This is a genomic window from Mucilaginibacter sp. P19 (assembly GCF_050632265.1).
Classification (GTDB): Bacteria; Bacteroidota; Bacteroidia; order Sphingobacteriales; family Sphingobacteriaceae; genus Mucilaginibacter; species Mucilaginibacter gossypii.
Genome location: NZ_CP192586.1, coordinates 1,584,822 through 1,600,746, shown reverse-complemented (window position 1 = coordinate 1,600,746; position 15,925 = coordinate 1,584,822). Strand labels below are relative to the sequence as shown.

The 15,925-nt window shown below is 42.8% G+C and carries 14 protein-coding genes; 9 read left to right on the top strand and 5 right to left on the bottom strand.

The window, feature by feature from the left end:
* The first annotated feature begins 183 nt into the window (after nt 1-183).
* Both ACQ86K_RS07480 and ACQ86K_RS07475 read left to right on the top strand, forming a co-directional pair.
* Nucleotides 184-606, top strand: coding sequence for a hypothetical protein (locus ACQ86K_RS07480; protein ID WP_091163143.1), 423 nt, complete (start codon nt 184-186; stop codon nt 604-606).
* Nucleotides 607-632: 26 nt separating this feature from the next.
* Nucleotides 633-1,313 (top strand): metal-dependent hydrolase, encoded by a 681-nt coding sequence (locus tag ACQ86K_RS07475; protein WP_091163142.1) that lies wholly within the window; start codon nt 633-635, stop codon nt 1,311-1,313.
* 101 nt (nt 1,314-1,414) lie between these two features.
* On the opposite strand, the gene ACQ86K_RS07470 is transcribed toward ACQ86K_RS07475, so the two are convergent.
* A complete protein-coding gene (locus tag ACQ86K_RS07470; RefSeq protein ID WP_091163141.1) occupies nt 1,415-1,891 on the bottom strand; it encodes an organic hydroperoxide resistance protein in 477 nt (158 codons plus the stop codon).
* Between the two features lie 279 nt (nt 1,892-2,170).
* On the opposite strand from ACQ86K_RS07470, the gene ACQ86K_RS07465 reads away from it, so the two are divergent.
* From ACQ86K_RS07465 to ACQ86K_RS07435, 7 genes are all read left to right on the top strand, one after another.
* Nucleotides 2,171-2,719, top strand: a complete 549-nt coding sequence (locus tag ACQ86K_RS07465; protein ID WP_129571063.1) for a hypothetical protein — start codon at nt 2,171-2,173, stop codon at nt 2,717-2,719.
* 184 nt (nt 2,720-2,903) lie between these two features.
* Complete coding sequence (locus ACQ86K_RS07460; RefSeq protein ID WP_091163139.1) at nt 2,904-3,464, top strand: carboxymuconolactone decarboxylase family protein; 561 nt, start codon at nt 2,904-2,906, stop codon at nt 3,462-3,464.
* Nucleotides 3,465-3,498: 34 nt separating this feature from the next.
* Nucleotides 3,499-6,267 (top strand): TonB-dependent receptor, encoded by a 2,769-nt coding sequence (locus ACQ86K_RS07455; RefSeq protein ID WP_091163138.1) that lies wholly within the window; start codon nt 3,499-3,501, stop codon nt 6,265-6,267.
* 6 nt (nt 6,268-6,273) lie between these two features.
* On the top strand, nt 6,274-7,548 hold the full coding sequence (locus ACQ86K_RS07450; protein ID WP_091163137.1) for an MFS transporter: 1,275 nt from the start codon (nt 6,274-6,276) through the stop codon (nt 7,546-7,548).
* A 77-nt stretch (nt 7,549-7,625) separates the two neighbouring features.
* Nucleotides 7,626-8,171, top strand: coding sequence for a carboxymuconolactone decarboxylase family protein (locus ACQ86K_RS07445; RefSeq protein ID WP_091163136.1), 546 nt, complete (start codon nt 7,626-7,628; stop codon nt 8,169-8,171).
* Between the two features lie 15 nt (nt 8,172-8,186).
* The gene (locus ACQ86K_RS07440; RefSeq protein ID WP_431200095.1) at nt 8,187-8,423 is read left to right on the top strand and encodes a hypothetical protein; all 237 of its coding nucleotides are present in this window, start codon (nt 8,187-8,189) and stop codon (nt 8,421-8,423) included.
* Nucleotides 8,380-8,778 (top strand): carboxymuconolactone decarboxylase family protein, encoded by a 399-nt coding sequence (locus ACQ86K_RS07435; RefSeq protein ID WP_431200094.1) that lies wholly within the window; start codon nt 8,380-8,382, stop codon nt 8,776-8,778. Before ACQ86K_RS07440 ends, ACQ86K_RS07435 begins: the two co-directional genes overlap by 44 nt.
* 450 nt (nt 8,779-9,228) lie before the next feature.
* On the opposite strand, the gene ACQ86K_RS07430 is transcribed toward ACQ86K_RS07435, so the two are convergent.
* The 4 genes from ACQ86K_RS07430 to ACQ86K_RS07415 are packed head-to-tail and all read right to left on the bottom strand — an operon-like array spanning nt 9,229 to nt 15,769.
* Nucleotides 9,229-10,101 (bottom strand): hypothetical protein, encoded by an 873-nt coding sequence (locus ACQ86K_RS07430; protein ID WP_431200093.1) that lies wholly within the window; start codon nt 10,099-10,101, stop codon nt 9,229-9,231.
* Complete coding sequence (locus ACQ86K_RS07425) at nt 10,049-11,662, bottom strand: alpha-2-macroglobulin family protein (RefSeq protein ID WP_431200092.1); 1,614 nt, start codon at nt 11,660-11,662, stop codon at nt 10,049-10,051. Before ACQ86K_RS07425 ends, ACQ86K_RS07430 begins: the two co-directional genes overlap by 53 nt.
* The gene (locus ACQ86K_RS07420; protein ID WP_431200091.1) at nt 11,584-15,132 is read right to left on the bottom strand and encodes an MG2 domain-containing protein; all 3,549 of its coding nucleotides are present in this window, start codon (nt 15,130-15,132) and stop codon (nt 11,584-11,586) included. Before ACQ86K_RS07420 ends, ACQ86K_RS07425 begins: the two co-directional genes overlap by 79 nt.
* Nucleotides 15,092-15,769, bottom strand: a complete 678-nt coding sequence (locus ACQ86K_RS07415) for a hypothetical protein (RefSeq protein WP_431200090.1) — start codon at nt 15,767-15,769, stop codon at nt 15,092-15,094. Before ACQ86K_RS07415 ends, ACQ86K_RS07420 begins: the two co-directional genes overlap by 41 nt.
* Nucleotides 15,770-15,925 lie beyond the last annotated feature (156 nt).

Here is a 15,925-nt window from a genome sequence, read left to right as displayed (position 1 = left end):
AATGGGATTCTTGTCACTGTTCTCTTTATCATTCCTGACAAGGGCACCGTTTGAACGTAACCCGCAGGATTGTGAATTGATCTGCGTTCCGGGAAAGAGAAAAAACCGGTGGAAAATAACTAAATCTAACATAAACAGGATCGGCCCTTCGCAGGGCCGATCCTGTTTTTAATAAATACTATCATGAAAACATTACTGCTAATTGCCATAGCAACATTTTTAAGCATTGGGGTTTATGCCCAGGCAAACGAACTAAATTGTACCGAGCGGGCATTTACTTTTAAAATAAACCTGCCAGCGAGTGGACGCAACTATTCATCTGAAATAGGCCGCTTTGATGCTTCACAATTATCGCCGGAATTCAGGTTGCCGGGTGCTAATACCAGTAAACAAAATCAAGCGGGAAGCACGCTTCTTACCGGCTTTAACAAAAAAACTGATTCGTACTCAGCTTATTCCCCGGCTGATACTATCATGTCAAAAAAGATGACATTTCTACATCCTAAAATAAACAATATAACAGGTAAATTTACCTACGCAGCCTACGATCATTTTAAGCTATTGCCAATGCCTGTCTTAAACGCCTTAACTCCGCTCTTAAACTAATCATCATTAACATAAAAAACAAACCAATGAAACTCAACTATTACGGTCACTCATGCTTCTCGGTAGTAGCCGGAGGTAAACACATTTTGTTTGATCCCTTTATTACAGGTAACGAATTGGCAAAAGAAATTAACATTGATGAAATTAAAGCTGATTACATTTTTGTATCGCACGGGCATTACGATCATATTTTGGATGTAGAAACTATAGCCAACCGTACAGGCGCTATGGTTGTGGGTATTTATGAGGTGTATGATTACTTCAGCAAAAAAGGCGTTAAAAATGTGCATCCTTTAAACCCTGGCGGCAAGGTGACTTTTGATTTCGGTACTGCAAAATCATTCATTGCCCAACACTCTGCCAGCTTTCCAGATGGTAGCTATGCCGGTGTAGCCTGTGGTTATGCATTAACGACTGATGATGGCAATCTGTATTACAGCGGCGATACCGGTCTCACCTTAGATATGGAACTGGTGGCCAAATGGGTTGATCTCGATTTCGCGGTTTTTCCTATCGGGGACATGTTAACGATGGGCGTTGAAGATGCCATTGAAGCGGCAAAGCTTGTTAAGGCCAATAAAGTTTTGGGAGTTCATTATGATACCTTTGGCTTTATTAAAATAGATAAAGACGAAGCTGTTAGTGAGTTTGAAAAAGCCGGATTAAAATTATTTTTACCGGGTATTGGCGAGAGTATAGAAATTTAAACTTTAGTTTTCTTGAATACAAAGATGCCTTCCTAATTAAATTGGGAAGGCATCTTTGTTGCTTTTAAAGTACCCCCTTTAGGGGGACGGAAGGGGGCGAATTATACTAAATTGATCTCAACATTGATATTACCGTAAGTCAATTTTGAATAAGGACATGTTTGGTGTGCTTCTTCAATCAATGCTTTGGCTACTTCAACATCCAAACCTGGCAAACTTACATTTAAACGGGCTTGCAGGAAGTATGCACCTGAGGTAATACCCAAATCCACTTCTGCATCAATAGCCAGTTCGGCAGGAAGGGCAATCCGTTTTTTAGCAGCAGCAATACCGATGGCACCTTCAAAACATGCTGACCAGCCTGCTGCAAATAATTGCTCGGGGTTAGTGCCTGGTTTAGGGGTTCCGGGAGTTGAATGTTTGATATCCAACTGGCCATCGGTACTAACAGATGAACCACCGTCGCGACCGCCAACGGTACGAACTTTACCTGTATATAATACTTTGTCGATTTTATTAGGTGAGATATCTTCGATAACCTTGATCTTGTTGATACCTGATTCTTCAATAGTTTCCATTGTGTTATTTATTTAATTAATTTTTGTTTTTTGTATGCTCAAAGATACCCTGATATCGCCCGGTGCCCTATCACTAACTATGTGAACCGGACAAGCCATGTCGTGAACAAGACATTCTTTAAGCCGAAAGTTCAACCAGTACGAGAGCTATTGAAACTTTTAATCACAACCGGTAAAGAATAAGAAAACCAGCTACACATTACGCGTAATTATTCTAAATAAATTTGGATACTGCGTTTATAAACAGCAATTTTAAGCCACTCATTGTTCGTAAACCAATTGAAGAAGTTTATTGCCCTAATGCTGCTCGGTTTTCACCTGCTTAATATAGGCGGGCAACTGGCATTGCATCAGTTCATGGTTTACAAAAGCAATAAATACTTTGCCGAACAAACTGCCAAAGGCTTTTACAATGTGAAAGACCTTACCGAGGTAGTAATCCCGGTAAACATGCCTGGCATAACCGACTGGAAAAACTACGAAAATATTCATGGGCAGATCCGGTTTGGCAACAACAGCTACAATTATCAAAAAATGCGCGTAACCAGTCGCGCAATTTATTTGATGTGCATCCCAAACTACGAAACCACCCAGCTGGCCGATAAAAACATTATTAACGCAAAGGATATAAAAGAAAACCCGGTACCGCAAAAGGAGCATGTACCCTTTGGTAAAATAATTATGCAGGATAACCTCAATTTCACTTTTGTACATTTTGAGTTTGGCTGCCCTATAAAATATACTCAACAAATTGTTGCTCACATAGTTCAACAGTTAATTCCTGCTCACCAGGATATCCCCGAGCAACCGCCAAAGGCCGTTTGTTAATCTTCTCCTGTTTTAGTTCATTTCTTAGGGTAGCGGCTGTGCCACTCTACCGCTGTGTTATTATTTATTTCTGTCGATAGTTTATTCGTGGCTCAAGAGTTATGAAAATAACAACATATCGATAAGATTAGTAATCTCCAGACGATACATCCTCTCCCAACCTATAAACATTCAATTTATTAAAATGCCTTACATTACACTTGAAAGCCATTTGCCGGGCATTACCGGCCTGCTGGAGTATGCCAAAGAAGCGGCACAACCTATCCGTAACCTTACACAGTTTTTATTGCGCGGGCCATCAACCTTGTCTGAAGCCGATCGTGAGCTGATCGCCACAGTGGTATCACACAACAACCAATGCACCTTTTGCACTACCGCTCACACCGCCGCGGCCGACCTACTTGCAGGTGAAGCTGAAACAGCGCAAAAAGTAAAGGAAAACATTGAAACTGCCCCGGTTACCGAAAAAATGAAAGCTTTGCTTACCATTGCAAAGCTAACTGCCCAAAATGGCCGGAATGTAACTACCGAAGCCATCGACCGTGCCAAAGCTGCCGGAGCTACCGATATCGAGATCCATGATACCGTGCTCATAGCTGCCCTGTTTTGCTATTACAACCGCTATGTTGACGGATTGGCCACAGCCTTACCTGCTGATGCCGGCTATTACAACATACTGGCCGAGCGATTAGTAAACCATGGCTATACCCGCCTGCCACAAGGCTATGATCATTTAAAAAAATAACCCTAATCCTCATTTGAAGTAAAACCCAATCACAATGAAAAAACTTTTATTCATCATATTACTGCTCAGCTCAATAAACCTGTTTGCACAGGACATTAAAATAACGGGCAACATTACCGATGCAGCTACAGGCAAACCTGTATCCGGCGCAAGTATCGCTGTTAAAGGAAAACTTACAGGCACCACTACTGATTCAAAGGGTAACTATACTTTAAATGCCAATAAATTGAAGCTGCCCTTTACTATCATTATATCGGCAGTAGGCTTTGAAGTGCAGGAAAGCCAGATAACATCTGCCAATAACAATATCAGCGTCAAGCTAATACAAAAGGCAATTGTGCTTAATGAGGTGGTATCATCGGCTACCCGTATCAACCAAAGCATTTTACAATCGCCGGTAAGTATCGAAAAAATGAGCCTTAAGGCCATTAAGGAAAACCCTTCATTCACATTTTACGATGGATTACAGAGCCTGAAAGGCCTCGAAGCCGTTACCAGCAGTTTAACCTACAAACAGATCAACACACGCGGCTTTAACAGCACAGGTAACAGCCGTTTTTTACAACTGGTTGATGGTGTGGATAATCAAACCCCCGGTTTAAACTTTTCGGTAGGTAACCTTTTTGGCGCTTCGGATATTGATATCGAAAGTGTGGAAGTTATTCCGGGCGCGGCTTCGGCATTGTATGGTCCGGTAGCTTTTAACGGCTTACTTTCGCTTAAAACCAAAGATCCGTTTAAATACCAGGGATTAACCGTACAGGTAAAAAGCGGTCTCAACCACTTTGGCGAATCGGTTGTTAAGCCGCAGGGCTTATATGACTTTGCAGCCCGTTATGCCAAAGCATTCAATGATAAATTCGCGTTTAAAATCAACGCCTCATACCTTACCGGGCGCGACTGGTATGCCGATAACTATACCGACGTAAGCGCATCAACTCCAGCCGCTCAGCGCGGCCCCAATAACCCTGGCCGCGATGCACTTAACATTTATGGAGATGAGGTTACAAAAACCTTACCGGGAATTGGCCTTGTTTCCAGAACTGGTTATGAAGAAAAAGACCTAATGAACTACAACGTTTACAGCCTTAAACTTAACGGCGCATTACAATACCGCTTCAACAATAATCTGGAGGCAATCTACCAATACAACTACGGTCGCGGTACTGCAAGCTATACAGGCAGCAGCCGTTTCGACCTGAATAACTTTGTTTTGCAAACACACAGGATTGAGTTAAAAGGCAGCAACTTCTTCGTTCGCGGCTACTCGGTTGAAGAAAATTCACACGACTCATACAATACCCGCTCACTGGCTCAGTTCATTAACCGCGATTGGGTAAAAGACCTTAATGGCAACACCGTAACACCTGATAAAGCCGATGATACCTGGTTTACCCGCTATGCCGCAGCATTTAACGGTTCGGTAAGTGGCGTTACACCAAACAGCAATTCCGCCGCAAGGACTTTTGCCGACCAGGGTCGCTTTTTACCGGGTACAACAGAATTTAACAATGCTAAGAATGCATCAATTCATAATTATGGATTAAGTGGCGCAGGTGTTTTCAGTAACAGTAAATTTTACCATGCCGAAGGCCAGTATGATTTTACCAGCGCCATAAAAGTGTTTGAGCTTTTGGCAGGCGGCAGTTTCCGCGATTACAGGATGTTTACCAATGGCAGTTTGTTTGATGATAAGGTAAATCGTGTAACCATTAAAGAGTACGGCTCATTTTTACAAGCCGGCAAAAAACTGTTTGATGACAACCTGAAACTAACAGCTTCTATCCGTTATGATAAAAACGAAAACTTTAAAGGCAGCTTCACTCCTCGTGTTTCGGCAGTTTATACGGTTGATAAAACCTCAAACTTCAGGGCATCATATCAAACCGGTTTCAGGAACCCAACCCCGGTTGATCAGTTTATCCACCTTAACGTAGGCCCTATCACTATTTTGGGTGGCGCGCCTAATAACAGCAAGGGCTTAAACGTTTATGAAAACTCGTTCACTTCATCATCGGTAAGTGCCTTTGGTGCAGCGTTTGGCAAAGCGGTACAAAGTGGGACACCATTTCCGCAAGCTATTGAACAAAATAAGAGCCTCCTACAAAAAGCAAGTGTAGCGTATATCAAACCAGAGCAACAGAAAGCGTTTGAGCTGGGCTACAAAGGCTTGATGATGGATAAATTATTGATTGATGTAAACTACTATTACAGCAGCTACACCAACTTTATCCTGAATACCGTGGTTATCCAGCCGAGCAACCCAATTCTTGGTTCTGATGGCCAGGTTACAACCGCTTCAGCAACTGACATTCCCAATGGTAAAGTACACGCGTTTCAGTTGTATACTAACGCACCTGATAAAGTATCGGCACAAGGAGCAAGCGCGGGGTTGACCTATCTGCTTAATGGCGGTTACGCTTTAGGTGGTAACGCAACTTTATCGGTGTTTAACCTTCGCAACGCTAATCCTAACAATATTGCGGCTTTCAATACACCAAAATGGAGCACTAACGCTACGTTTGGCAACAGCAACGTAATCAATGATTTCGGTTTTAACGCGGCATGGCACTGGCAAACTGCTTACGACTGGTATGGTACATTCAACGGCACCCGTCCGGGCCGTGTAGATGCCTATTCAGTTGTTGATCTGCAGTTCAGCAAAAAACTGCCAAAACTTAAATCAACCGTTAAACTGGGAGGCAGCAATATCTTCAACAACCGCATTTACCAATCGTATGGTTCGCCGGCAATTGGCGCCATTTATTATGTTTCAATAGTATTTGATGACCTTTTAAAATAGAACAACATGAGCACTTTAGCAATTGAAGAACAGCAGCTTGTAAAACCTCAAACAAACCTCAGTGCCGCCTATAGGGTGGTGCTGTTTGTGATCTGTTTTTTTAGTACTGCCCTGGGCGGTTCGGTTTCCACGCTGATGTCGGTTTACCTGCCTGTTGTGGTAAAGGATCTACAGGGTGCCGTTCCGGCCAATGAAATCAACGCCATCAGCGGGTATATCAATGCCATTTTTATATTCGGCTGGGCCTTTGGTGGGTTTACCTGGGGGGTAATCAGCGATAAAATGGGTCGGAAAAAAGCCCTGCTGCTCGCCATTGGCAGCTATGGCGTATTTACCATTTTAACCGGGTTAATGCCAACCTGGTGGGGCGTGCTGTGTTGCCGCTTTTTCAGCGGTTTTGGCGTAGGCGGCGTTTTGGTAACATCCATAACGCTGGTGAGCGAAGTCTGGCCGGCCAAAAGCAAAGCAGTGATCATAGGCATTCTTTCCATAGCTTTCCCGATAGGTATTTTCTCTGCAGGGCTAATCAACTTTATTGTATCATCATGGCGGTCGGGCTTTTTTGTCGGGGCGATCCCTCTTGCACTGGCATTGATAGGCGCTCTGGTTTTGAATGAATCTGAAAACTGGCTCAACTACCGTAACGATATCGTCAACCGCGAAAATCCCTTGAACAAGCTCCTCTCTAAAAGCCATCGCCGCGAGCTTATTGTTGGCTCCTTAACCTTCGGTACAATGCTGATAGGTTTATGGGCCATATTTTCGTGGCTACCTACCTGGGTGCAAAGCCTGATTACCGACCATGATGCCGCAAAAGAACGCGGCCTGAGCATGATGTGTATGGGTATGGGTGGGTTAACCGGTGGTTTCTTTTCAGGATGGCTTGTTAACCTGTTATCTATAAGGCGCTCCATGGTGATCTGTTTCGCGGTTTGCGCGGGTATGTCATTTATCCTGTTTAAAACCAATACCACGTTCAGTGCAGCAGTTTACATCGAGATCATCATACTGGCGCTATTTTTCGGGGCGAGCCAGGGCGTATTATCAGCCTATATTCCACAATTATTTTCAACCGGCATCAAAGCAACTGCAACTGGCTTTTGCTTCAACATCGGGCGAATATTTACAGCTACTGCGGTTTTATTTGTAGGGGTACTGGTATCAACCCTGGGTGGCTACGGTAACGCTTTATTCATCTTTTCACTGGTATTTATAATTGGCTTACTGGTAGTATTATTTGTACGGGAGAAAGCCGAAGGCGAGGAAAAAGCAAAAAGCTGAAGGCTTAAAGCCGAAAGCTTAGAAGAAAATTAAAAAAATCACTAATTCAATAACTCACTAATTCACTAATTAAAAATATGGCACACATCAATGTACCCGAAGGCGTTCCGGGCATCCGTTCGCTGGTAATGTTCAGGCCCGAAACCGGTCAGTATTTGTATGAACTGGCCGAAGTGTTATTACGCGGAGAATCAACCTTAAGTCCGGCCGACCGTGAGTTGATAGCCACTTATGTATCATATCGTAACAACTGCACATTTTGCTACAGCAGTCATGCCGCTGCCGCCCGTTGCCTTTATGAAGATGACGCCCTTATTGTTGACGAAGTGCTGCGCGATATGACCGAAGCCCCCATCAGCAACAAACTAAAAGCTTTGCTGAATATTGCCGGTAAAGTGCAGATATTAGGAAAAGAAGTAAAACAGGAAGACGTTGACGCCGCACACGCAGAAGGAGCTACCGACCGTGAGATCCACGACGCGGTATTGATAGCAGCTGCGTTCAGTATGTTTAACCGCTATGTTGACGGGCTTGCCAGCCTTACCCCTACCGATCCAGAAGCTTACGTCGAAATGGGAAAACGTATGGCTAAAGGTTACGTATTACCACAACCACAGCATTAATTTAACCTGACAGATATGGCACATATAGAATTAAATAACGATCTGCCCGGCATTCGTGGGTTGATGTTTTATAGTCCGGAAACAGAGGCCCCGTTGAATGCCCTTGCCGAGCAATTACTTCGTGATGATAACAATTCATTATCGCGTGGCGAAAGGGAGCTGATTGCAACCTATGTATCCTACCTTAACGATTGTTTTTTGCCAGAATGTGCACGGCGCTGTAGCCGGGCACTACCTTGGCTGCAATATTGACGAGATAGATGCTATCAAAGCTAATTTTTCTACGGCTGATCTTTCACCAAAGATCAAAGCACTATTAGCTATTGCCGGCAGCGTACAAAAAGGTGGGAAACACGTAACCACCGATCAGATTGAGGCCGCCCGTGCAGAAGGCGCCGATGATAAGGAGATCCACGATACGGTATTGATTGCGGCTGCATTTTGTATGTTCAACCGCTATGTTGATGGATTGGGAACCTGGGCACCGCGAGACCGTCAGATCTATATCGACCGGGCACCTGAACGTGCCGAAGTTGGTTATATATCAAGCATTTTTAAAAAGCTTAATACCTACTGCTTTATCACGCCCACAGCTCGGAGTTTTTAACTTCGGGCTGTTTTTTTGTTATTAAACGCTGCTCTATCCTTTGAATCGAATATACTATGAAGCTGTACCGCAAATCAGGATTAGCCTCATTTTTTTCTTATTCAGTTAATAAGTGATATAGAGTTTGAGTTGGATTTACTAACAAAGGGGGTTAACAGGGTTAACAGAATTCAGGGCTAACACTTACATATATATTTAACAATCAGATAATTAATCGTTTTTTATACAAAAAAAGTGTTACCCCCTTTTGTATAATATTATCAGCTAATTTTCAATTCATCTAACTGTTTTTTTCGCGTATCCCTTGTCATCGACCGCAGGGAGAAATCTTATACACCCTGCTAAGCGGACTTTGCAAAACCGCTCAGCCGGGCTCATAAGATTTCTCTTTTGCCCCTATACTCATTCCCCCAAGCTCTATCGAAACGACAAAAAGCTTAAAAAAAACTTCTATTTAAACACCACCCTGCTCCCCTCACTATGCGCATTAAACTCCGGCGCATACATGCATTGGATACTGGTAATCCCCGTTGAAAAATTGCCAGGCTGTGCTACCCGCAATTCATATTCAAATACGTAGCTGCCTTTGTTTAAATAACTAATGAAAAAGTTGGTTGCTACATCTTTAGATACCTGATAATATGATAAACCATCCTGGTATTTATATTCCGATAAAGCCGTTACAGGCTCCGTACCTGCCGGGCGAAGATCCTTAAGCTGCACATATTCATAATCACGACCGGCTTTTAAATACACCACCACTTTGAGCAAATCTCCGGTTTTAGGCTGATGCGCTACATCAACCTCCTGCAATACGGGGCCTGCATCTGTTTGCTTTTTGATGAAGTACTTACGCTCCAAATGGATATCCGTTTGCGACGGGTTGATCTTATCCATTTGCTCCAGGTACTGCCAGTACATAGCACCATAGCAGATGGATTTTCCGTTATTTTTGACCTCCACCTTGCCCAATGCTGGTTTTACCTGCTCATCAATCCAGCTGGTTTTTATGTAGCCTGTACCGGCATCAGCTTTAACATCCGGCTTTAATTTGGCGAGCGGTTTATTATCCAGCTTAATTTCAGATGCAGCGCCACCTTGCAGCCAGTCTTCCTGTTTTAATAGCAGTGCATACACTGCAGCGGCAGTCGCTTTGGTGGTTTTCCAGTTATTGGTTTGCTTTTTGCGCATAAGCCATATTTTCATTTCCTCAACCGCTTTCGCGTTATTACCAGCCTCAGTGAACAACTCTATCATTAAACTTTGCGTTTCAATTGGCGACTGGTGCCAGTAATAACCCACCATGTTTTTTCCCCAGTACATACCCATTTCTGTCCGAAGTTTGTGCCGTTTCCATCAACGATTTAATGATGGCCTTTGTAACCAATGGTTTGCCGTTACGCACCATGGTAAGGGCTATCATCCCCTGCTCATAAATGCTTCGCGTTACCCATTGATCTTCGGCTCGTTTCAGATAATTATTGAAGATAGATTTTAACGCCGGTTCCATTTGCTTATCAGTGTAGTAACTCCGCACGTACCACGCATGGGCTTCATCGTAACCAATCTCTCTTTTTTGATAGTCCTTTTGTTTCTTCTCTTCTTTATCCTGTTTTATCAGCCCGGCATCCATATACCCAAGCGCTTTGCCGGCAATCTCTTTTAATATTTTATTATCAGCTGTGGCTATCTTCAGATGATAAAGCTGTCCTATTCCTTCCAAAACATGGCGGGTGATGTAATCATCGGCATAATTGCCCCCAAACCAGGGGAAAGCGCCGTTCGGTAATTGCTTTTGTTTCAGTTTATCCAAGTTAGCCTTCATTTCGTAGCTCATTTTATTGAGATCAAAAAGCTGGGCTATCCTTTTCTTTTGCTCCGACTCGCTAAGGGCATCCTGCAGCCATGGTGTTTCTTCGAGCAGTGTGGTTTTTAATTCCTGGTTCTTTTCGAGATTGGAGAGCAATTCTTTACTGTCGCCACTTTTCCACTGATCAAATACCTGCTTGATCAGCGGCATTTTACTGATCAAATCTGTCGACAAGCTATTGGCATAATAACGGCTAAACAATTGTTCCGAACACTCATACGGAAACTCCATCATATAAGGAATGGCCTGCACAGCATTCCAGGCTGGATTTTGACTGTATTCCAGCGTGAGGGTTTTACTTTTTAACGTAGTGCTGCTGTTATTGATCAGCTTATCAAAGTTGAACGTTTTGCTTTGACCAGCCCGCACCATCATCGGCATACTTTCGGTAACCAACATGCGGTTTGGCAATACCGGGATAGTATTTTCTTCACCGTCGGTGTATTTACCCACGTCAGCTGTTAAACGATAAGTAAGTGCATCAAGCCCGGGCGGGATTACCAGTTTAAAAGAAATTGATTTAGTTGCCGAAGCGCCGATCTCAAACTTTTGTTGTGCATCATCTTTATTTGTTAATAGTTCTACAGGTTGCATATTAATGCCATTGAAGAGCCGTAACTCCACTTGTCCCTTTAATGGTTCTCCTTCGAGATTAGCTAACCGAGCGGAAACGACCACCGTATCACCTTCACGTAAAAAGCGGGGCATATTGGCGGTTATGCTCAATTGCTTTTGTGTAACCACTTCTGCCTCGGTATAGCCAAGCTGTAGCTGTTTATCATGTGCAAAAGCCCTGAACTTCCATTTGGTGAGTGCCTCGGGCATGGTGAACTCAATCAATACCTCTCCTTTTTCATCTGTACGGAGTTGCGGGTAAAAGAAAGCTGTTTCATTAAAGTTTTTGCGGGTGGCGATTGGTTTTAGGGAGCCATAACCTACAGATAATAGTTCTTTATCAAATTTCGGAACATTAGCCTGTATTTCCCGCAATGGTACGTTAGAAAAATAACCCATAGAACGGTTAACAACCTGCATGCCGGGTACTTTTCCCCGTAGCCCCCCACAATATTATTATCGTTTTCTACAAACCCCTTCATATCGCTATTACCTACCGGCTCATCTATGTTAATGTACTGGTTAGGCTCTCCCATTTGAGATTTCACACCGGGATCAGCAATACGCATATAATCTTTTCCGTTAATTCTTATTTTGTCTAATTTTTCTAAACTCATTCGTAAATAGCCGTTTACCGGAGGTGTCATATATTTTTCAACCAGGTATTTACCGGTAAATATTAATGTAGCATTTCGCGGTACTTTGATTTTGTAGAATCCTAATGAGTTTGATTGTGTGCTGATACTTGTACCTTTAATAGCGATTTTAACACCCGTTATGGGCAAATTGAACACATTAACAACCCTACCGCTTACTATCACGCCGTTTTTTACAAGTGCCGAATTTTTAAGATACAATCCCTCGAGCCGCTTATCTTTAGCCGATACTGTTTTATGTTGCTTTACCGATTCGATGTAGGTATTATAACCATAATTATCGCCGCCGAAATAATTATAGTCAAACCAATTAAGGGTTTCATAATCAAAACTTACTATGCGTGGACGATAATATTGGAGATTATTAAAAACATAGGTATCAGTAGCCTTTACAAATTCGTCGTAAGCCTGCCAGCTAAAATATTGGGGATCATTGCCACCGTAGACCGATAATTGTTTATTCCAGGTTTGAGATGTTGCAACATCGTCAAGCGAGGCATCATACATGCCGGCCAGCAATTCGGCCTGTTCTTTTTCTTTACCGGGTGCCGATACCTGTAATTTCCATTGCTCTTTTTCACCAGGCTGCAGCTTATTTCTGAAAGTAAGTAATCGAATATTCAGGGCCGAGGCAGTATCTTTTATTTTGATCTGCTTGTAATAACTATACCGACGGTTATCGTTCAGCATTAAAAACTGTACCGCGAAATTATTTTTAGCGGTTGCAGGTACAGCTATTTTTAAGCTTTGCTGATAATCTGCACCAACAGTAAGCCATTTTGCCGAAAGCATCTTGGCGCCCTCATATTGTTCAACAAGTATATTGCTTTCCCTCGTCACGCCCAGCCAAAACTCAGCCGTATCGTCGGCTTTTCCTACTTCATCATTGATAGTCGTTACCCAGCTATCCATATCGGGTGCTTTGGCCGGATCAGTATGAACTTTTATGTAATAGGTTTGCGATGTGGTGTCGCCATTATTGCTCCTGGCATTAATAATCAGCTCATAAACACCGGTTGGCTGCTTTTTTAACGCTGCCAGATCAAGCTGGCTATTGGTAGTGTCCGTAACCTTTACATCGGTTTCTATAACTGTTTTATTTACTTGCCAATTATCCTGTTTATCTTCCTGTTTATAGGCATAACCTTCAAACAGCCTTTTGTATTCATCGGCGCCCATCAGGTATTGATCGGGAGCGTCCCACAAACGCTTCTTAAATACCCCCTCGGGTTGGTTTAGTGAATAAACCCTTACATTTAAAACGCCGTTTTGCGGCTGCCCATTTATGTTGCTAAGCTTTACGGGGATAGTGGTTTTATCTTTTGTCGACAATTGTTCAGGTACTGACAGATCCAGGTCAAGCACATTATTGCTCACCTTAACAACCGTATTGGCCGATTGGGTTTCGCCGCTTCCGTCGGTAACATCGGCAGTTACGGTATAATTAAACATATCCTGAAGTTGTCCGTTACCGGCAGAAGCCTTAAAGGTAAATTGGAAGTCACCATTATCATTCGTTCTAATAGTATCTGATGTTACTTCCACATTGTCATCCCCCGTAAAATTATCGCCCCTTACTTTTGCATAATAGGGCCGAAACGCTGCAACCCGTTTTACGTGATAGGCTACCTTAGCGCCTGAAAGGCCATATCCCGAAAACGCAGTAACTTTTCCGTTGATGTGAACGGAATCGTTAAATCGGTAAGTTTCTTTAACCGGCGAAAACGCTACCTGGAAGGTAGGCCGCTTATATTCCTCAACCCGAATCAAGGCCGATCCATGATCGGTAGTTACAGACATCATGCCGCCCAGCGCTTGCTGAGGTACAATAAACGAGCCGGTTACTGTGCCATACTCATTAGTTTTAAGATTAAGACTGCTTTGTTTTTGCCGGTTGGCATCAAATAAGGTAATTATAACCTGCTCATTAGGCACAATACTGCTTTTGTTATTCAAAGTGCTTATCTGCAAGCCCTTAAAATAAACGGTTTGGCCCGGACGATAGATCTGCCTGTCGGTAAATAAAATAGTACGTTCAATAGGCTGGGCGGCAGGTTGTTTTGTTTCGAGATAGCCCGATACATAGCTATTCTGATCAGCAAATTTATCGTTAGCTGTTGACAGGTTTACATTATAATAATCTCCTTTGCAGGTAAAGGTAAACACACCTTCAGCGTCCGAAACGCCATTGCTAATAGCGTTTCGTAATATTTTCCCTTTATCATTATAGGTATTGTATACATCAACTTTTACACCTTTTAAAGGCTTTCCACTATCACGGTCCAGCACCCTGACCTCCTTTACCCCATCCGGCCTTTGCCTGGTAACATAAGCTAAACCGCTTACCCTAAATTTTGCCATAGCCGCTAAAGGAGATTTGTTTAACAATGTATCATCAATCACAAGGATGTAATTACCGGCCTTAAGCGGGTTTATCTTAAATTCAGTGCTATGGCTCCGGTAATCATGCGGACCGGGTAACGAAAATCCGCCGGTTTCCACAGGTTTTAATTTACTTACAAAATTGTACAGCCGTTTTGAGATCATTAAATCCTGATCTTCGCTCTGTTTGCCATCTTTTTTTAACTGTTCAATTTGGACATCGGTAATACTGTAGATAGCAAATTTTGCCTCTTTAACATTTTTATATTGCCAGCTGGCCAGCAAAGGTTTGCCAGGGGCGTATACTTCTTCTATTTGGGCAGATAAATTTTCATTTTCTAATTCCCTGATGTAAGTCACCGCGTTTTTACCGCCAACACTGTTGGGAAATAATTCTGCAGCTTTTTTATAATAATTATGGGCAGTTACCAAACTGTCTATCCCGCTGTAGTAACTACCGATAAGCACCAATGCCTCGGCGCTTATCGGCTTAGCGGCGTAGCTTGTGGCTATTTGTTTTAAGGCTGTAAAGTATAATGAGTCCGCATTACTTAATGCAGACTTTTCATGCAGGAACTTCAGGCGCTGCAATTCAAGATCAGCAAGGGCTTCATCATTATTTTTATGCAAATGAAAGGCCGTTATCTGCTGCAGTAATTTAATACCCTTGTACCATGTCGAAGCGGTATCGGTAGTATGGATCTTTATCTCGACAAATGAACGGGCATCACCAAAAAAGGCCGGATCATTTACCGAAAAAGCCATTTTAGGTTTGATGACTTCCGGCTCATCAGCTAAAAAATTCGAATGCCCGTTGTGCCAACAGGTCATAAAGCGTAGGCCGCAGATAGCGGATACTTTTATCACCGTCTAAAACCCCGTCAAGCACACCAATTGGCGTGGACTGCTCTTCTTTTGCATCCATAAGCGAAAGCTGGTATTGCCTGGCTGTTTCAGAAATAATAGTTTGCAGGTCCCACTTGGTATAGTCGTCACTATGCTTTTCGAGGTGGCTGCGCTGGCTGTATTCGTATTGGTTTTCCCGGTAATAATTCCAATACATTTCGGCCAGCATTGATTGCAGCACCGGCTTTACGGGGAATTTCGCCTTATCAATATCAGCTTTTAAGCGGGCGATAATAGACACCAATGCTTCTTCCTCAATGTATGATTGAAAAGTCATTCTATAAATTACCGCGTGTACCTGCTGAGGGGCATTTTTTTCATCATGGGCCAGTTTGTCGAGTTTATCAACTTCCTTCAATGCTGATTTGGGCAAACCTACGGCTGCCAGTGAATCGATCCGGAAATTGAGCACGTCATATTTAGTTTGTGCCGATACCGGGTTAATCGAAATAATTAAGCTTAAGATAAGCAAGCAGGCAAGGGTTTTGGCAGGTTGTGGTAACATGCTGGATAATGGTTTTGGTTGATGTTTAAACGACGTACCAAGATATAAAATATCCATAGGTTAAAATTTAACGTTTTTTAACGGTTGATCAATCACTCTACCCTTAAGATGCAATGACAAACCTTTTTCCATAAATAGTTTTCAGACCTCATATACTGCCAATTGAAACAGCAATATTACTTTGTAAATTAATTTAAAAAGTTAATTTTAGTT